Origin of the sequence: uncultured Alloprevotella sp., from assembly GCF_963536905.1 — a bacterium.
Classification (GTDB): Bacteria; Bacteroidota; Bacteroidia; order Bacteroidales; family Bacteroidaceae; genus Alloprevotella.
The window spans coordinates 15,703-34,484 of the sequence record NZ_CAUTBW010000010.1 but is presented as its reverse complement, the minus strand read 5'-3'; the positions used below and the strand labels follow the sequence as shown (position 1 = coordinate 34,484).

The 18,782-nt window shown below is 39.9% G+C and carries 19 protein-coding genes; 8 read left to right on the top strand and 11 right to left on the bottom strand.

The features are described 5' to 3' along the window. Positions 1-61 precede the first annotated feature (61 nt). From fmt to ABLA33_RS02900, 7 genes are all read right to left on the bottom strand, one after another. A complete protein-coding gene (gene fmt, locus ABLA33_RS02930; protein WP_347719172.1) occupies positions 62-1,027 on the bottom strand; it encodes a methionyl-tRNA formyltransferase in 966 nt (321 codons plus the stop codon). A gap of 2 nt (positions 1,028-1,029) precedes the next feature. Next, positions 1,030-2,811: a chloride channel protein gene (locus ABLA33_RS02925; RefSeq protein ID WP_347719171.1), complete on the bottom strand. Its 1,782-nt coding sequence runs from the start codon at positions 2,809-2,811 to the stop codon at positions 1,030-1,032. Positions 2,812-2,831: 20 nt separating this feature from the next. Then, complete coding sequence (locus ABLA33_RS02920; RefSeq protein ID WP_311490089.1) at positions 2,832-3,482, bottom strand: L-threonylcarbamoyladenylate synthase; 651 nt, start codon at positions 3,480-3,482, stop codon at positions 2,832-2,834. A gap of 362 nt (positions 3,483-3,844) precedes the next feature. Further along, positions 3,845-5,413, bottom strand: a complete 1,569-nt coding sequence (locus tag ABLA33_RS02915) for a peptide chain release factor 3 (protein ID WP_347719170.1) — start codon at positions 5,411-5,413, stop codon at positions 3,845-3,847. Between the two features lie 30 nt (positions 5,414-5,443). Next, a complete protein-coding gene (rfbD, locus tag ABLA33_RS02910) occupies positions 5,444-6,298 on the bottom strand; it encodes a dTDP-4-dehydrorhamnose reductase (protein WP_347719169.1) in 855 nt (284 codons plus the stop codon). Position 6,299: 1 nt separating this feature from the next. Further along, positions 6,300-6,842 (bottom strand): DUF4924 family protein, encoded by a 543-nt coding sequence (locus ABLA33_RS02905; protein ID WP_311491257.1) that lies wholly within the window; start codon positions 6,840-6,842, stop codon positions 6,300-6,302. Positions 6,843-6,852: 10 nt separating this feature from the next. Continuing rightward, complete coding sequence (locus ABLA33_RS02900) at positions 6,853-7,524, bottom strand: LysE family transporter (RefSeq protein WP_311491256.1); 672 nt, start codon at positions 7,522-7,524, stop codon at positions 6,853-6,855. 240 nt (positions 7,525-7,764) lie between these two features. Here ABLA33_RS02900 and ABLA33_RS02895 point away from each other — a divergent pair, with 240 nt between their 5' ends. From ABLA33_RS02895 to ABLA33_RS02870, 6 genes are all read left to right on the top strand, one after another. Then, positions 7,765-8,733, top strand: a complete 969-nt coding sequence (locus ABLA33_RS02895; protein ID WP_311491255.1) for an ROK family protein — start codon at positions 7,765-7,767, stop codon at positions 8,731-8,733. A gap of 227 nt (positions 8,734-8,960) precedes the next feature. Then, positions 8,961-9,287: a 30S ribosomal protein S6 gene (gene rpsF / locus ABLA33_RS02890; protein ID WP_311491254.1), complete on the top strand. Its 327-nt coding sequence runs from the start codon at positions 8,961-8,963 to the stop codon at positions 9,285-9,287. Between the two features lie 19 nt (positions 9,288-9,306). Next, positions 9,307-9,576, top strand: a complete 270-nt coding sequence (gene rpsR, locus ABLA33_RS02885; protein WP_009346786.1) for a 30S ribosomal protein S18 — start codon at positions 9,307-9,309, stop codon at positions 9,574-9,576. 19 nt (positions 9,577-9,595) lie between these two features. Beyond that, complete coding sequence (gene rplI, locus ABLA33_RS02880; protein ID WP_311491253.1) at positions 9,596-10,120, top strand: 50S ribosomal protein L9; 525 nt, start codon at positions 9,596-9,598, stop codon at positions 10,118-10,120. 124 nt (positions 10,121-10,244) lie between these two features. Beyond that, positions 10,245-10,982, top strand: coding sequence for a tRNA pseudouridine(38-40) synthase TruA (gene truA, locus ABLA33_RS02875; RefSeq protein ID WP_347719168.1), 738 nt, complete (start codon positions 10,245-10,247; stop codon positions 10,980-10,982). 5 nt (positions 10,983-10,987) lie between these two features. Further along, the gene (locus ABLA33_RS02870) at positions 10,988-11,893 is read left to right on the top strand and encodes a DMT family transporter (protein ID WP_347719167.1); all 906 of its coding nucleotides are present in this window, start codon (positions 10,988-10,990) and stop codon (positions 11,891-11,893) included. A gap of 43 nt (positions 11,894-11,936) precedes the next feature. On the opposite strand, the gene ABLA33_RS02865 is transcribed toward ABLA33_RS02870, so the two are convergent. Together ABLA33_RS02865 and ABLA33_RS02860 are read right to left on the bottom strand one after the other, a co-directional pair. After that, a complete protein-coding gene (locus ABLA33_RS02865; protein ID WP_347719166.1) occupies positions 11,937-13,055 on the bottom strand; it encodes a Gfo/Idh/MocA family oxidoreductase in 1,119 nt (372 codons plus the stop codon). 90 nt (positions 13,056-13,145) lie between these two features. Then, positions 13,146-13,400, bottom strand: a complete 255-nt coding sequence (locus ABLA33_RS02860) for a type B 50S ribosomal protein L31 (RefSeq protein ID WP_009346781.1) — start codon at positions 13,398-13,400, stop codon at positions 13,146-13,148. Here ABLA33_RS02860 and ABLA33_RS02855 point away from each other — a divergent pair. Next, positions 13,383-14,180 carry a DUF3256 family protein gene (locus ABLA33_RS02855; protein WP_347719165.1) on the top strand — a complete coding sequence of 266 codons (798 nt, stop codon included), beginning with the start codon at positions 13,383-13,385 and terminating at the stop codon, positions 14,178-14,180. The two genes, ABLA33_RS02860 and ABLA33_RS02855, sit on opposite strands and share 18 nt — an antisense overlap. A 187-nt stretch (positions 14,181-14,367) precedes the next feature. Next, positions 14,368-15,381, top strand: a complete 1,014-nt coding sequence (locus ABLA33_RS02850) for a class II fructose-bisphosphate aldolase (protein ID WP_311491248.1) — start codon at positions 14,368-14,370, stop codon at positions 15,379-15,381. 326 nt (positions 15,382-15,707) lie between these two features. Here the strand turns inward: ABLA33_RS02850 and ABLA33_RS02845 are convergent, their stop codons facing one another. Together ABLA33_RS02845 and ABLA33_RS02840 are read right to left on the bottom strand one after the other, a co-directional pair. After that, a complete protein-coding gene (locus ABLA33_RS02845) occupies positions 15,708-17,477 on the bottom strand; it encodes a DNA mismatch repair protein MutS (RefSeq protein WP_347719164.1) in 1,770 nt (589 codons plus the stop codon). A gap of 414 nt (positions 17,478-17,891) precedes the next feature. Continuing rightward, positions 17,892-18,707, bottom strand: coding sequence for a Cof-type HAD-IIB family hydrolase (locus ABLA33_RS02840; protein WP_315091395.1), 816 nt, complete (start codon positions 18,705-18,707; stop codon positions 17,892-17,894). Positions 18,708-18,782: the final 75 nt, after the last annotated feature.

Below are 18,782 nucleotides of genomic sequence, written 5' to 3'. Positions count from 1 at the left end.
AGTGATTGTAGCCTTCATCTATTCTTTGTAGAATATTCCTTTGCTTTGTCAAACTAAGATTCTATTTTACAAAAACGTCTTCTGCATGGAAACCACGGAGAAAATCTTCAGCATGCATGCGTTTCTTACCAGCAAGTTGGATTTCTAACAGGTTTAAGTAGCCATCTTCGAGGGCAACTTTCATAGATTTCTTTCCGTCCAAAACAACTGTACCAATAGGATCTGTGGGAGAGCAAAATTCTTTTTCGGTCTTGAATATTTTCAGCATCTGCTCTTTTCCATTAGCTACAAGAGTAGTCCAAGCTGCAGGATAGGGGGAGAGACCACGAATGAAATCATAGCTGCGCTTAACACCGCATGTCCAATCAATTTTACAGGTTTCTTTGAAAATTTTTGGAGCTGGGCGTAAAGGCTTTTCAGAGGCGAACTGATCTTGAGGAATGGGACGCACATTATCGGCTATGATATTGTCGACTGTTTCTAATACGAGATTGCCACCCAGTACCATGAGTTTGTCGTGTACATCCTCTACATTATCTGTATCGAGAATGGGAACTTTCACTTGCTGGATGATATTCCCCGTATCAATTTCCTGCTGAAGGAAGAAGGTAGTGATGCCTGTTTCAGTGTCGCCGTTGATAACAGCCCAGTTTATAGGGGCTGCTCCGCGATATTGCGGAAGGAGTGAAGCATGGAGGTTGAACGTTCCTAAGCGTGGCATAGCCCATACTATTTCAGGTAGCATTCTGAATGCTACTACAATTTGCAAGTCCGCTTTTAGTGAACGAAGCTCTTCAATAAAGTTAGGATCTTTCAGTTTCACAGGTTGGAGCAGCCTTAATCCGTGCTCTACGGCATATTTCTTAACCGCCGATTGCGAGAGTTGATCCTGATGACGCCCCATAGGCTTGTCGGGCATAGTGATCACTCCCACAACATTATAGCCACCTTCCACAAGGCGACGTAGACTCTCCACAGCAAAATCGGGAGTGCCCATATATACGATTCTTAAATCTTCTTTTGTCATTATTATTCTTGTGAGAAATCTTTGATGAGTTGTCGGTAAGAGCTATAAACATGAGTCTTTGATACAAAACCTGCAAACGTATGATTAGCTCGGAGGACGGGAAGAACTTCTGCCTCATTACCTTGAAATTTGTCCATGACGGTTTGCATCGTATCGTCCACATTTAGAACGGCAGCAGGTTGTTGCATGAGTTGTTCAGCAGTGTAGAGACGATAGAGCTCGCTACGGAAAATAAATTTGCGGATTTTGCGCAAGTTGATGATTCCTAATAGTGTACCTTTTCGGTCTGTTACAGCAAAATCTTCTCCTCCTGTGGTTGAGATGGTTTGTACTATTTGCCCCAATCGAGTGTCGGGAGAGAACGTGGGGCGTTCTTTCTCTATAACAGATTCTAGAGACATCAATGTTAAGATACTTTGGTCTATATGGTGCGTGAGCAAATCGCCTCGACGAGCAAGACGAATGGCGTATATACTATGCCTCTCAAAAATATTGATAGTGATGAAGGATACAGCACTTACAATAAGTAGTGGAACAAACATATCATATCCCCCTGTTAGCTCTGCAATGAGGAATACGCCTAACAATGGTGCATGGAACACTCCACTCATCAAACCTGCCATACCTAAAAGTGCATAGTTTTGGAATGGTAGATATATGTCAAATGGATGAAACTCGTTCCAACCGCAGGAGAATACAAAGCCCATTAAGCACCCCAAGAAGAGACTAGGGGCAAAAGTACCGCCACAACCACCGCCACCATTTGTAGCCGTGGTAGCAAACACTTTTACGATGATAGTGAGTGATAGATAAAGTAATAATAGCTCTGGATGTCCATAAAAGAGAGAGTTGTTCATCAGTCTATCTAAGTCTGTTAGACTCTTGGCATTGATGATATGGCTAATTGTTTCATAGCCTTCACCATAAAGCAAAGGAAAGAAATAAATGAGGATAGCTAGGGTTATACCTCCAAGTGCTACCTTATAGTATAGATTATTGATGCGTCCAAACACTTGTTCAAAGGAACTCATAGCTCTAGTGAAGTAGAGTGATAGTAAGCCGCAAACGATGCCGAGCAATATAGAGGTAGGAATACGCTCTACCACAAAGGGAGCATTGAGGTGGAAATTGAACATTGCTTCCGTACCTGTTAGAAAATAGGTGACGCAAGTTGCAGTTAAGGCAGAAATCAGAAGCGGAACGATAGAAGACATCGTCATATCCAACATCAAAACTTCCAATGTGAAAACTACGCCAGCAATAGGTGCCTTAAAGATGCCAGCAATGGCAGCCGATGCACCACACCCCACCAGTATCATTAAGGTACGATGGTCCAATTTGAATGTGTTTCCCAAGGTGGAGCCTATTGCTGCGCCCGTCAGCACGACAGGTGACTCAGCTCCAACAGAGCCACCAAAGCCAATTGTTATACTTGAAGCAATGACACTCGACCAACAGTTGTGCTGCCTAATGTGTCCGCGCTGCCGACTGATGGCATAAAGAATCTTCGTGATACCGTGCCCAATGTTGTCTTTGACGACATACTTAATAAAGAGTGCCGTTAGCAGGATGCCAATAATCGGATAGACAAGATAGAGCCACTGCGCTCGAGTAGTGTCGAATTGATAGGTGAGTAGAAATTCTATTTCACTGATAAGCCACTTGAGGAACTGTGCAGCCAGAGCTGCGCCTATGCCAGCAAGGAATGCTAGCAAGAGCAGAAATTGGCGTGCACTGAGGTGCTTCTCTCTCCAGATGTTAAAGCTTTTGAGGATAATTTCCATAAATGGCAACTCAAATGAGGTTATCTGCGAATGACTTTCACCAGACCGCCTGCTCCTAATTTGATAATACTTGAGGCTGGCGGATTACTTTTCTCGCTACGGCGGCTGGTGCATACGTAATCAACTGCGTCTAAAATTTCATCAGAAATGTCACGAAATTTATGGGGAGAGGGTTCTCCGCTGATATTAGCAGAGGTGGAAACAATTGCTCGCTTCATGCGAAAACATAGCTGCTTACTAAAAGGCTCTTTTGTAATGCGAATGCCTACGCTACCGTCTTCGGCTAACAAATTAGCTGCAAGATTGCGCGCTCCATCGTAAATAATCGTTGTGGGTTTTGTGCTGAGTTCTATAACGTCCCAAGCCACATTGGGTACCTCACGAACGTAGAACTGTACTTTTGCTTCGGAGTCGACAAGAGTAATGAGTGCTTTAGAATCAACTCTGTGTTTGATTTCATAGATCTTTTTGACAGCTTCCTCATTAGTGGCATCGCAACCCAATCCCCAAATGGTATCAGTGGGATAGAGAATAATACCGCCACGGTTCATTACTTCAACGGCTTGCCGAATATCTTCCTGCCATTCGCGAGGAAGCGGTCTGGGACGCTCAAGAAGAGCTCTCTCTTCTGATGTCGTTTTCTGAAATTTCTTGTTACTCATAGAAGTCAAAAGTGGTTGCGCGAAATTACATTAAAAAAGCAATATGACAAAGTGGGATAATTATTTATTGCCCGTAATCAAGTAGCTTCTACTGCATTGAACGTATGCGAGATCACATATAACGAAATAGAAGTATTTCTTTCTAAATGGATAAGAATTTTCTTTCCTCTTATATCTTTCGTTTGGGGGATGGGATGAAACGAACTTCTTATTTTTCAGAGGGCATTTTATGTTTTTCCTTTGAATAAATATTTGATTGATATGTAGATTGCCATAGCTATACTGAATATGAATAATCCCGCTATTATAAATATGAAACACGGGCGCAGTCAAAAGAAGCGTCCGTGTTTTGTTTGTGAGTATAATAAGTTTTAGAACTCACTTGTAAAGTGAAACTTAATGTGTTCGAAATCTTGTTGTGCCATAGTGAGCATATAGCTAGAATCAGCGAGGAATACATCGCGTCCCTCACGATCTTTTGCCATATATTGATATTTGCGTTGTTTGAACTTTTCAAGTTCTGCTTCATCATCGCTTTCTATCCAGCACGCTTTGTAGAGTGAAATCGGTTCCCATCTGCATTTTGCATTATATTCGTTTTCCAATCTATACTGAATAACCTCGAATTGAAGTTGTCCTACTGTGCCGATGATTTTTCGTCCATTAAACTGGTTTACAAATAGCTGTGCAACACCTTCGTCCATCAACTGCTCGATACCTTTGTTAAGTTGCTTTGTTTTCATCGGGTCAGCATTTTCTATGTATTTGAACATTTCTGGAGAGAAGCTGGGGAGGCCACGGAAATGAAGATTTTCTCCTTCTGTCAGTGTGTCGCCAATTTTGAAAATCCCATTGTCGGGCAAACCAATGATGTCACCTGGCCATGCCTCATCAATGGTGCTTTTGCGCTGCGCCATGAATTGAGTAGGGGAGGAGAAACGTACCATTTTGCCTTGTCGCACATGGAGATAGGGCATATTTCGTGTGAACTTGCCACTACAAATTTTGCAAAAAGCAATACAAGAGCGATGGTTAGGGTCGATATTTGCTGTAATCTTGAAGATAAAACCTGTGAACTTAGGTTCATCGGGCACTACTTGTCGCTCTTCAGCCTGAGTAGGGCGAGGGCTAGGAGCAATCTCTACAAAGCAATCGAGCAATTCTTTCACGCCAAAATTGTTGAGAGCAGAACCAAAAAAAACAGGTGCAACCTCAGCATTAAGGTAGTTTGTGCGATTGAATTCATCATAAACACCATCTACCATTTCGAGATCTTCACGTAACTTTTCTGCATCAGCTTGTCCAACGTGCTTTTCAAGTTCATCAGAGTGAATATCAACTTCTACCTTTTCTGTGATGTGCTGTTTGTCGGGAGTGAAAAGATTGAGTTTCTGTTCATAGATATTATAGACGCCCTTGAATCGCTGTCCTTGATTGATTGGCCAAGAAAGTGGGCGAACTTTTATTTGCAGCTCTTGTTCAAGTTCATCAAGAAGATCAAAAGGGTCACGACCTTCACGGTCCATCTTGTTTATATAAATGATTACTGGCGTCTTGCGCATACGGCAAACCGTCATCAATTTACGTGTCTGATTTTCTACACCTTTTGCACTGTCAACGACAATGATTGCACTATCGACAGCTGTTAGTGTGCGGAACGTGTCCTCGGCAAAGTCTTGATGACCTGGAGTGTCGAGGATGTTAACTTTGTAGCCCTCATAATCGAACTCCATCACAGAAGTGGTTACAGAGATACCACGTTGTTTCTCTATTTCCATCCAATCCGATGTAGCAGACTTTTTAATCTTATTGTTCTTGACAGCGCCAGCTACTTGAATTTGGCCACCGAAAAGTAGAAGCTTTTCAGTTAGTGTCGTTTTACCCGCATCTGGATGGGAAATAATGGCGAATGTTCGCCTGCGTTCAATTTCCTGATTCATTATTATATATATGGTGCGTTGTGTGTTCTGTTATTTTTTCAGTTTATCGATACATATCTTGAGAGAATCTTCCCACCAAGGAATTTCTATATCAAAGGTGTCTTTAATTTTAGTTTTATCTAAAACGGAATAATGTGGACGTTTTGCAGGTGTAGGATATTCTTCTGTGTGGAGAGGCTTAATGTGGCAATCTTTTATGCCAGCCAACCGATGTATAGTTTTTGTAAAGTCGTACCAGGAACAAACTCCTTCGTTCGAAAAGTGATAGATGCCAGGGATAGGACTCTTTTCTATGATATCTAAAATAACTTTTGCTAAATCTGCAGCATAAGTAGGTGTGCCGATTTGATCGAAGATGACTCCTAATTCTTCTTTCTCCTTGCCTAGGCGTATCATTGTTTTCACAAAGTTATTGCCGAAAATGGAGTAAAGCCATGCTGTACGAATGATGATAGCACTAGGACAAGCTGTTATGACAGCTTTTTCTCCTTTTAGTTTTGTGCACCCATAAACGCTATTAGGACAAGTTGGGAAATCTTCTTTGTAAGGAATATGGTTCGTTCCATCAAAAACATAATCTGTAGAGATATGAATGAGCGAACCTCCTACTTTCTGAATAGCTTCTGCTAGATAACCTGGAGCCTTATGGTTTAGTAGATCACAAAGTTCTTCTTGACTTTCTGCTTTGTCAACCGCTGTAAAAGCTGCACAGTTAATAATAATGTTGATTTTCTTTATCTGAATAAAGGTCTGAATCTCTTTAGGCTTTGTAATATCGAGTTCCTCAACATCGGTAAAAAAGAAATGCCAGTCTTTGTGAAGTGGTGCTTGAAGCCGAATTTCAGAACCTAACTGCCCATTGCTCCCTGTAACTAATATGTTCATATTAGAAATCTATTGCTTCTTTTTGATTTTTTAGAAAATAGTCGGATAGTTGTCCCAGCAGTGTCGAAATATCCGTTACTGCTTTTTGAGTCTCGGCGGAAATCTCTTTGTGCTGAAGTCGTAGCAACATTGTACAATAGAGAATGTCGAAACAAGTTTCTATTTCGTTTTTTTCTTTCTTCTCTCCTTTAGCCCTAATTTCTATCACATAAGGCAGAACGCGATAATACATACTCTTATAGTAAGGAAACTTTTCAGACTTCAATAGTTGAGCATTGATTTCTATAAGTCCCTCTAGTGTGTTGCAATTGATTTGGAGATGTCCTTTTTCTCTTTTCCCCTCACTGATCATCATCTCGCAAAGATTTCTGTACCATTCTTCCACTTCTTTTTCTTGTTCAGGCGTGAGAGTAAAGCGATTCAAGTATTCACTCTTGATACGATCAATGTTACATTGGTAGGCACGAAGGATATCTTCCACTTGCCACATATAGAGAAGATATTCCGCGCGGTTTGAAGAACGGAGCTTGTTGGCAATAATCATAATAGAAAATTTAATAGAGTGACAGGTGGAAAATTGTCATACAAGCGTAGCTGACAGCTACAATAACAACAACCCATCCAATTGTTTGGTTGAGCCTAATTATACCACGTACTCCAAAACTCTTCTTGGCTTTTGTGAGAACATAAGTGAGTCCATACCACCACATCATAGCTCCTACCATGATACTTATGTAGCCTACACACATCATCAGAGGTTGATCTGGGATGACAAATGTTAGCATATTGTAGAGTGCTATGAATAAAAAGATAATGAGAGGATTTGAGATAGTAAGAAAAAAGGCCGTAAGGAAATTATGAAAAAGCGTCCCTTTCCCTTTACTATTTTGTGGTGGACGAACAATTTTCTTTGGGTCAGATTGGAGTGTCCAGATACCAAAGAGTAAAAGCATTATTGAACCAACGAGCTTTAGCCAGAAAAGATTGCGCTGATCGTCAATGAAATCCATCATAAACGACATGCCAAACCCCGTCATAAGTGCATAGAAGATATCACTAATGGCTGCACCAGCCCCTGTCGCCATTCCATAATGCTTTCCTTTGCGCATAGTTCGCTGAATACAAAGGATACCTACAGGACCCATAGGAGCAGAGGCAAAGATGCCAATAAGAAGCCCCTTCACCATTAATTGAAAAATACCTATGAAATCTGCAAAAATATCCATTGCAGGTGCAAAGTTACTTCAATATAATCAGACCGCAAAATTAAATGATTGTATCTTAAAGTCTGATTCGTATTTGGTGTGTGATTAGAAACGTGAGTAGGAAGTGTAAAGCATATGATTTTTTTTATTAAGGGATAAAAAAAAGAAGAAAAATTTTGCGAGTTATTTTAAAATTGTACTTTTGCAAAGTAAATATTACATAACCAACTTATTTAAACAAATAAAAATACTACGATAATTATGGCAGAGGATTTTGAGAAACCATACGTGATTGGTCTTGATATGGGCGGAACAAATTCTGTTTTTGGCGTTGTTGATCAACGAGGTACAATAAAAGCTCAAACGGTAATTAGTTCAAAGGCTTATCCCGATGTAAATGATTACGTTAAAGCTGCAGTTGAAGCTTTGCAACCCGCATTAGATTTGATTGGCGGTATTGAGTTTGTAAAAGGTATGGGAATTGGTGCCCCCAATGCGAATTTTTATACAGGAAATATTGAAAATGCTCCTAATTTGGCCTGGAGAGGTACTGTACCTATTGCTTCTCTTTTTGAGGAGGCATTAGGTGTTCCTGTACGCGTAACAAACGACGCAAACGCAGCAGCACTGGGCGAAATGACATATGGTATAGCTCGTGGTATGAAGAACTTCATTATGATAACCCTTGGCACAGGAGTCGGTTCTGGCATTGTCGTCGATGGAAATGTCGTTTATGGTTCTGATGGATTTGCGGGTGAATTAGGTCATGCAATTGTTGATCGTTCCATAGAAGCTCGTGTCTGTGGTTGTGGCCGTAAAGGCTGTTTGGAAACTTATTGTTCTGCTACAGGTGTAGCACGTACTGCACGTTTGATGCTAGAAAGCACTGACGAACCAAGTATGTTGAGGGATTTAAAGCCTGAGGATATTACGAGTTTCGATGTATTTAAAGCAGCAGAAGCTGGCGAGAAAGTAGCAAAAGATATCTTTGATTTTACTGGCCGTATTTTAGGTCAAGCTTGTGCAAACTTTGCTTTGTTTAATGCTCCTGAGGCCTTTATATTCTTTGGCGGATTAATAAAAGCAGGTCACTGGCTCATGGATCCAATAGCTAAAGCTTATGAGGAGAATAGCTTGATGACATATCGCGGTAAGGCCCATCTGCTTGTTAGTTCCTTGAATGGTTCTGAAGCCGCAGTTTTGGGTGCTTCTGCTCTTGGGTGGGAATAATCTTCTACTCTAAATCTGACTCTTTTAGAGTTTTATATATAATGAGAATCTCATACAGGCAGACTTTCATTGGTCTGTTCATGTGTGAGATTCTTTGTTTTAACTTGAATGATATTTGAAATCTGAAGAACAGGATGAATAACGAAAGAATATTTTGTAATGTCGAAATAATGTTGTAATTTTGCAGCGCTTTTTAGCATAAATCAATTAATTAAATTATTAAACGTATGACAAATCAGTACGAGACCGTCTTCATCTTGACTCCCGTGTTGTCTGAACAACAGATGACGGAGACGGTAGAAAAGTTCAAGGCTTTGCTCACCGAAAAGGGGGCAGAACTCCTGAACGAAGAGAACTGGGGTATGAAGAAAATGGCTTATCCCATTCAAAAGAAATCCACTGGTTTCTATACTCTCCTCGAGTTCAAAGCAGAACCTGAGGTGATAGAGAGACTGGAAGTTGCTTATCGTCGTGACGAGCGTGTGCTCCGTTATCTCACGGTGAAACTTGACAAGTATGCAGCTCAGTACGCAGAAAAGCGTCGTAACAAGTAAATTAAAGGAGGACTAAAGAATGGCACAAGCACAAAGTGAAATCCGTTATTTGAACGCCCCGTCAATCGACGTTAAGAAAAAGAAGTATTGCCGTTTCAAAAAGAGCGGTATTAAGTACATTGACTACAAGGATCCTGAGTTCCTCAAGAAGTTCTTGAACGAACAAGGTAAGATTCTGCCTCGCCGCATTACTGGAACTTCTCTGAAGTATCAGCGTCGTGTTGCTCAGGCAGTTAAGAGAGCACGCCATTTGGCTCTGCTCCCCTTCGTAACAGATTTGATGAAATAATTTAAGGAGGAACAAGACTATGCAAGTAATTCTTAAGGAAAATATTATCGGCCTTGGTTACAAGGACGAGGTTGTAACTGTCAAAGATGGTTATGGTCGCAATTATCTTATTCCTACAGGTAAGGCTATCATCGCAAGCAAATCTGCTTTGAAGGTACTTGAGGAAGAGCTCAAGCAACGCGCTAAGAAGATTGCAAAGATTAAGGCTGACGCTGAGGCTCAGGCTGCACAATTGAATAGTATTAAACCTATTTCTATTGAAATGAAGGTTAGTGCTAATGGTTCAACTTATGGTTCTGTAAATGCTACTACTATTGCAGAGGAACTTGGCAAGCAAGGTCTGGAAATCGACCGTAAAATCATCGTCATGAAGGATGCAAAAACGGTAGGTCCTCACACGGCTGTTGTTAAGCTCCACAAAGATGTAGAAGTAGAAGTTCATTTTACAGTAGTTGCTGAAGGCTCTGAAGCTGTGTCTGTAGTTGAAGAAACTGCACCTGCAGCTGAAACTGTTGAGCCTACAGAAGCTCCTGCAGAAGCTTAATCTCACCCCAAAACAAATTTTTCCCAATACAATAGCCGTACCTTCTGGTGCGGCTTTCTTTTTTAAACCTATCGGTAGAGAACTATTGTATGTAAATTAATACGTGTTCTCCAGTGATTCTCAAATGAGATATTTTATTCAGTTTTCATATGATGGGCGTAATTATCATGGTTGGCAAGTACAGCCTAATGCCCATTCCGTGCAGGCAGAAATTAATCATGCTTTGTCTACCATATTGCGACAAGAAATTGTAACGACAGGAGCAGGGCGTACTGATGCTGGTGTGTCTGCTAAAATGATGTGGGCACATTTTGATTATACTTGTGAGATAGATGGTGTACAGTTGTCTTACAAACTCAATCGTTTTCTACCAGAAGATATTGCGATCCAGCGTATTGTTCTTGTTGCTGATGATGCTCATGCTCGTTTTGATGCAACAGCACGTACTTATCATTATTTTATTTATCAAGATAAAAATCCTTTTTATAGAGATTTTGCCACTCGATTTAATGGTCCGATTGATTTTGATTTAATGAATAAAGCAGCATCTCTGCTTCTCAATGTTATTGATTTTACTAGTTTCAGTAAAGTACATACGGATACCAAAACAAATAATTGTCGAGTTCAAATAGCAGAATGGAAACAAGTGGATGAAGATCTTTGGCGGTTTGAAATTACAGCCGATCGTTTCTTGCGTAATATGGTTCGTGCCATTGTGGGAACACTTATTGAAGTGGGGCGTGGGCGTATGACACTGGCCCAATTTGAGGAAGTCATAGCTCGTAAAGATCGTTGTGCAGCTGCTGATTCCGTGCCTGGAAATGCACTCTTTCTTGTTGATATTCAATATCCCTATCTCTGATTGTAATGTTTTGGATTCTATTTGCGTTTCTTTCTGCTGCATTATTAGGCTTTTATGATGTTTTCAAGAAACTCTCTTTACGTGACAATGCTGTTATTCCTGTGTTAGTGATAAATACAGTAGTGTGCAACTGTCTATTCTTTCCCTTTATCATAGGCTCAGCTGTGGGGTGGATCGTTCCTACAGAATCTTACTTCGTTCCGCAACTAGGAAGTAGTGCCCATTTTTATGTAATCCTAAAGGCCTTTATTGTGCTTAGTAGTTGGATTTGTGGGTATTATGCCATTAAGCATCTGCCTCTTACCATCGTGGGGCCCATAAATGCGACACGGCCCATTATGACATTAATTGGCGCTTTATTGGTCTTTGGAGAAACTCTTAACTTGTGGCAATGGGGTGGTGTTCTACTTGCAATTTTATCCTGTTTCCTTCTTAGTAGGAGTGGAAAGAAAGAAGGAATCAATTTTAGCCATAATCGTTGGATTCTTCTTCTTGCTTTGGCGGCGATTTTAGGGGCTGTCAGTGGACTATATGACAAATATTTAATGGTCACTATACATCTTGACAAACTCTTTGTGCAGGGATGGTATAATTTTTATCAGATGCTTCTTATGGGGGGAGTAATGGTTTTCCTTTGGTTACCTCTACGAAAGCGTACAACACCTTTTCATTGGCGTTGGTCAATTGTTTGTATCTCTCTTTTTCTTACTGCTGCTGATCTGGCCTACTTTTATGCCCTTAGTTTGCCTGGTGCTATGATTTCTGTCGTTTCAATGGTTCGCCGTAGTAGTGTATTGGTGAGCTTTCTTTTTGGTGCTTTTGTTTTTCATGAAAAGAATTTGAGGGCCAAATGTTTCGACTTACTGCTTGTCCTATTGGGGATGATATGCCTATATATAGGCACGCGCTGATAGTTGTAAGATAGTTGAGTATTTTCTATTTTCAATCTTTTTATTAAAAGAATTTGTGTGGAGAAAATTCTTTCCAGCGGCCGCGTGTGAAATCCGGGATTTCTATGGGACGACTACCTTCTTGTGCTGAGATTTGTGAAAGTTCTGCAATACATGACCATTCGGCAGCATCATACACGTCAATGTCTAGTGGAAGTCCATGTCGTAAACAGTGGATGAGGCGGCTGTCCATCGCATAATTCATTTCGTTTGGGACACCTAATTTCTGTCCTTGAAGCCAACGCAAGGAAGCATCACTTATTTCATACTTTTTTGCTTCCTCTAAAGCTTTGTCACCTACGAGCACTTTGGTTTCCCCAAATTGCAGTGTGGGAACAGGATACTTTTGAGAAAAACCTTTTGTACCACAGATTGTTTGCAAACGATTGTAGGGGCGATATGTGCATACATCGAGTTGTAAGAATATGCTTATCCCTTTTATGGTCTTTAAGAGCGTGGTGTTTATTTGTCCAGGCTGTGAGGTCATGGAAACAAGATAGTCCAAACGGTCGCCGCGATGTAGATTCAATAGCCAACCGATAGGACCTAGGCCATGAGTCGGGTAGGGATTGCCACCATGTTGTTTGTATGTTTTCTCCATCCAATCATGTTCCGCAATATTTAAAGTATGGATATAGGCTCCTTCACAGTGGGTTAGTTCTCCAAACAGACCTCTCCGTTTCATCTCGAGAGTGGCTAAAGCAAAACGGTCGTAACAGCAGTTTTCTGTCATGAAACAATGCCGCCCTGTTTGCTCAGCAGTATCCACGAGTTGCCAACATTCTTCTACAGTAGTGGCCGCAGGAACTTCTACTGCTACATCCTTGCCTTGTTTCATAGCATATACCGCCATCTGCGTATGTGAGCTCCAATCCGTACAAATATAAATGAGATTGATGTCTTTTGCTTCACACATCTTCTTCCAGGCGTGTTTTCCGGAGTATTCTTTTGCAGCTTCTCGTCCTTGCTCTTTGAGCAGATTGTTGGCCATAGTTAGTCGCTCCTCGTGGGTATCTGCCACTGCGCAAACTTGAGCATGGCGTATGAAGGCATAGCGTTCAAGAGTTTTCATCCCACGCTGTCCCACTCCGATGAGCCCGATACGAATAGATTCTAAAATCATGTTTTTGTGAAGCAAGTAGAGAAAAAGAAAGAGCGCATCGAAATTCGACACGCTCCTTGTTATTTGTTTGTGCTAAGTAGTAACCGCGAATTACTTCTTAGATGCACGGCCGTAGCGGCTCATGAACTTATCAACACGTCCTGCAGTGTCGACGAGCTTGCTCTTACCAGTATAGAAAGGATGTGAGCTACTGGAGATTTCCAACTTAACTACGGGATAAGTCTCGCCTTCGAACTCAATAGTGTCGTTCGTCTTTGCAGTAGAGCGAGAGAGAAACATATCGCCGTTACTCATGTCCTTGAAAACAACTGGACGATAGTTCTCGGGATGAATACCTTTTTTCATTTTGCTATAGCTATTTTATTATTTTCAAATGTTGGTAACACTTGTGTAATGGTCGAATCGAACGCAAAATTACAACTTTCTCTTGTATTGGCAAATCTTGCTAAAGAAAATTTGTATCTTCGCCCCGAAATGAGACAACTTATTATATTCTTCTTCCTGATTTTTGCCGGTGAACTGCAAGCGCAGTCCATCGATAGTATTTTTGTTTCTGTCCCCAAAAAGTATTTGCCTTTGCTCGAAGAAGCCGAACGGCTCAATCTTCTGGATTTATATAATTATAAGATGAAGGCTGAGGCTGAAAATTCTTTTGGAGGGCGCACACTAATGGTGGAAAAAGATAGCGACTATGTTGGAGTACAACTCACAGAAGTAAGTTCTTGGGAACTAAAACGTTTGTATAATCTTGTTCCTGATGCAGAGGGTAATGGTTGGGAGCAAGACCCTTTTTATGCTGTTATTCACACGATAACAGCAGGCACTAAGTCTAGTCGTATTTATTTTTTCGACACGCAATGGCACCAGATATATCCGCCTTTTCCCTTAGTTCGTCTTGACAACTTTTGGATGGATAATAAGGAACTTTCAATAGTACGTCTTGATGAACTGAAAAGAATTCTGCAAACTCCAAGTGTATATTTACATTGGGATGCTAAAATGAGTGTGCTTACTTATGCTGTTTCACTTGAAGCTCTTCCGCTCGATGACGCAAAAGATGCTGCAACCTGTTTGCATCCGATTCGATATGAATGGACAGGACAAAGTTTCGTTGAAATACCATGAGTGTTTTGGTAACTCTGATATACAAAATAGACTATTTATACTTAATAAACAAAGCAGCTATGCATGATTTCTTTTTCGTAGGTTCTAAATAAATTGCCTCTAATTTCCTTATGCAAAAAAGAAAAAGTAAATTTGCAACGTTTAGAAAAGAAGATTGTAATTCATTTTAATTAAATAACTTACTATTATGGCAGTTAGCTACAAAGATTTAGGCCTCGTTAACACCCGTGAGATGTTTAAGAGAGCCATCAATGGCGGTTACGCTATTCCTGCATTTAACTTCAATAATATGGAGCAGTTGCAGGCTATCATCACTGCATCCAGCAAACTCAAGAGCCCGGTAATCCTTCAGGTTTCCAAAGGTGCTCGTAACTACGCCAACCAGACTCTTCTGCGCTATATGGCACAGGGAGCTGTTGAATATGCAAAGGAACTTGGTTGCAACCATCCAGAAATCGCTCTTCACCTAGACCATGGTGATAGCTTCGAACTTTGCAAGAGTTGTGTAGATATGGGCTTCTCTAGCGTTATGATCGATGGTTCTTCTCTGCCTTATGAGGAGAATATCGCTCTGACAAAGAAGGTTGTTGAGTATGCGCACCAGTTCGATGTAACAGTAGAAGGTGAACTTGGCGTTTTGGCAGGTGTAGAAGATGAAGTTGCTGCTGAAGAAAGCCACTACACTCGTCCCGAAGAAGTTATCGACTTCACAAAGCGTACGGGAGTTGACTCTCTCGCGATTTCTATCGGTACTTCTCATGGTGCTTACAAGTTCAAGCCTGAACAGTGTACTCGTGATCCGAAGACAGGTCTTCTCGTTCCTCCTCCTTTGGCTTTCGACATCCTCGATGACATTATGAAGGAACTTCCTGGTTTCCCCATCGTGCTTCATGGTTCTTCTTCTGTTCCTCAGGAGTATGTTGATATGATTAACTCTAACGGTGGCAAACTTCCTGATGCAGTTGGTATCCCCGAGGAGCAACTTCGTAAGGCAGCTAAGAGCGCTGTTTGCAAGATCAATATCGACTCTGACTCTCGTCTTGCTTTCACTGCAGCAGTACGCAAGGTGTTTGCTGAGAAACCAGGTGAATTCGACCCACGTAAGTATTGTGGTCCTGCACGCGACCTCATGATTGAACTCTACGAACACAAGATTAAAGAAGTTCTGGGTTCTGAAAATAAACTTGCTCAGCTCGACTAATTTTAGTTGACTTATTATTATCACTTAAAGCCTCAACTTCTATGAAAGAAGTCGAGGCTTTCTTCTTTTGCAATTACAAAGATAAGATTGAAGGAACTTACACCTTTTTTTAGGACAGTATCGCTTACATTGTTCTGAATTCGTCGAACTCACGTTATTTTTATTGAATACCAAAGATTGCAGGAAATCCTTACTCAATAGTTTGGAACAAATTATTTGATTGATATCTATATGTTCACATTCTATTCCATCCCTTAGAAGGAACCCTTTTAAGTATGCAGGATTAAACATTGGAAATGTTGAGAACGTGTTAAATATGAGAGTTTTCATTTATGTTGTTTTTGTAAAATACAATTGATTAAAAAAGTAGCATTCTTATTCTGGCATACTCCATTGGTTAGTTTGTAAGGATAACTCGGAGGATTTTCTGCGGTTATCTCAAAACAATAGTTCCTTTTAACTCCTGATAATTCCAAAGATGTAACATCTATATCATGTGTTGCTAATACTGTTGTAATTCCATTTTCCACAAAGAAACTCAAAAGTTTTTTAGTCCCTTCTAACTTGTCTACAGAATTAGTTCCTTTAAGCACTTCATCCAGAAAAAGAATTACGTTAGGAGTGTTTAATGCAACGTCTATAGCTTTGTCCAGTCTTATTATTTCAGATTGAAAATAGGATATCCCACCTTTAATATCATCACGAGTTCTCATACTTGTAAATATTTGCAAGTTGGGATTAAAATAGAACTTATCAGCAGGAACACGACATCCATTTTTTGCCAAAATAAGATTAAGAGCTATCGTTCTTAAAAACGTACTTTTACCAGACATATTAGCTCCCGTTATAATAGAAATAGAACCTTTTGAAATCGAGAAATCATTTCCAACACCTGAGTTTCCCAAAAAAGGATGCTTCCCATTTTTCATATTGATTAGCATATTCTCTTGCGGCTTTGCAATGCAATAATCAGCGTGATTAAAATTGAATTGAGCAAAGCTTGCTAAAGTCTCAATCTTCCCTATACTTTCTAACAACGTAGGAAGGCTTGCTAATCTTCTTACTTTCCATCGCTGAAATTTCAGAACTTCCATAACGTCTATCGACAGAAAGCCATTCAGAAGCAACCATAAAAAAGGATTCGCTCTCAAAGCATATATACTTTCAATTCGTTGAATTGATTTTAAATCCTCAAGATACTCTTGAGCTATATTACGAATTTCCCGAAGCTCCGAAGCCTTAAAGTTATAAGCGGAAATCTTTTTAATGACAGGCATATAACCTTTATTGAAGTCTATTATTGATTTGGAAACACAAAAGGCTGTTTTAAGCTTACTGCTTAACGCTATCGTTATAAATAATTGTAATACAAATAATACTGTTAAGGTTGCCGATGTGATAGAACTTATTTTTCCTACAAGTATGTAGCTAAGTATAAGATACAGAATCAACAAAAAACTACAAATAGGAAATATTTGAAGCCATTTAATGTTTTTATCTGGCATCGTATTCACATTAGAGTACATGCTAGTTCCCCTCACTTTAGACTTAAAGTGAGGGGTTGATAAATAATCCTCACGAAAATCTGACGACAACATAAGCTCGTTTATTGCATCCTGGTCTATATCGTTCTTAGATATTCTTGTGTTCACATTGATCAGCCTGTGTGCAAGAGCTTTCTCACCAGGCACTGTTGTGGTTCGGTTTAATCTTTGGAACAAAGACCCAGGGCCAAATATATCTAAATCATAAGAATATGGCGAGTGTATATCTATATATTCACTGCCGTCTTGAAAGGAAAACTCATTACCCAAATATCCAATCTCATCTTCGTAAAATTGTATCATCTGTTGGTTATGCTCTCTTTTTCTATCAACTCTATTATCTGCATACACAAAAAATAGATAAACAAGAAGGCATATGACCGAGAGAGACAACCATATATTAGGGAAACCATCCAGTCCATTCCATCCTGCAATAATCATAAGGCAAAATGATATTAATTTTCCCCAAACCAAAAGATGGCTTCTCTTAGATAAAACTCTTTGTGCAACCAATAGTTTATTAACCTTATCTACATAATATAATTTACTCATTCTTAGTTTAAAGGGTTTATGTTATTGTCTTTTAGAAGACGATATGCGTGTGATTGGACAACATCTGAATAAACGTGGTGATGTATTTGGGGCGGAGTGTATATCTTGCCAAAAAGATACTTAATAAAGTATTTGTATAATGTTTTATCAGACCAAAATCCATAGTATATATTCTCAACAAAAGCACCAGACATCACTTTGGGATAATATGATGTTTGCTCTAGTTCAATAATTTTACTTCCTGTTTCTTTAGCTATTTCAACAGTCTTAAATATCCTTATTGCGTTTGAAAATACAATAAGGATATCAGTCGACAGAATAAGGATGTCAGCTGACGCGCTTATTGTATTTTTAGGAGTAATAATTGCGAATGTTTCTTTTTTAGGCTTACCTTATTATTTGCGGAAGGAACTCTTATTTTTGATCTAAAATGAATTTTTCTACTACGTGGGCAACACCATCTTCTTCGTTGGAGTAAGTGACGTAGTTAGCTTGTTTCTGAATCTCGCTTGGAGCATTGGCCATTGCAACGCCTAGACCTGCAAAGTTTATCATACTTAGATCGTTATAGTTATCGCCACACGAAATGATTTCTTCAGATTGTATGTGTAGTTCTGTGATAAGCCGGTTGAGCGAAGTTGCTTTGTCAATACCTACGGGTACACATTCGAGGAAGTAGTCCGCAGAACGATATATATCTATCTTTCCTTTTAGTTGTTCAGCCAATTGCAGTTCTAATTGATGAAGAGGAGTGGGATCTCCCACAATGAGACATTTATTAATAGGATATTCTATTTGTTGGAGAAAATCACTTGCTTCCTCTACTTTCATCTTGTTGATAGAAGCTTCAATTTGAACGTATTGATCTGTCTTTTTTGTTGCAAGAATACCCTCACCCTTATAAGTTAGAATTTCCAATCCCGCTTCACGGCTGCTATAGTAGAGCTTTGGGACAAGATTCTGATCGAGCGTTTGTTCAAAGACTACCTTATTGTTCCTACAATCAATAATACGCCCGCCGTTAAAGGCTAGAATATAACCTTCAAAGTGTGGTAGTTCCAATTCTTCAGCGATTGCTGTGATGCCGTAAGTGGGGCGGCCTGATGCGAGAACAACTTTGACTCCTTCTGTTTGAGCTTTGATCAGTGCTTCTTTTGTGCGTGGTGTTATTTCTTTTTTATCGTTGGTTAGTGTCCCATCTAAGTCAAGAACGATTATTTTGTATTTCATCTTTGTATTTTGTATCTTGTGTTGAGCCGTGTTCAAGAAAGTTGTCTTACTCTTTTTTACAGCGTTAAATAATTT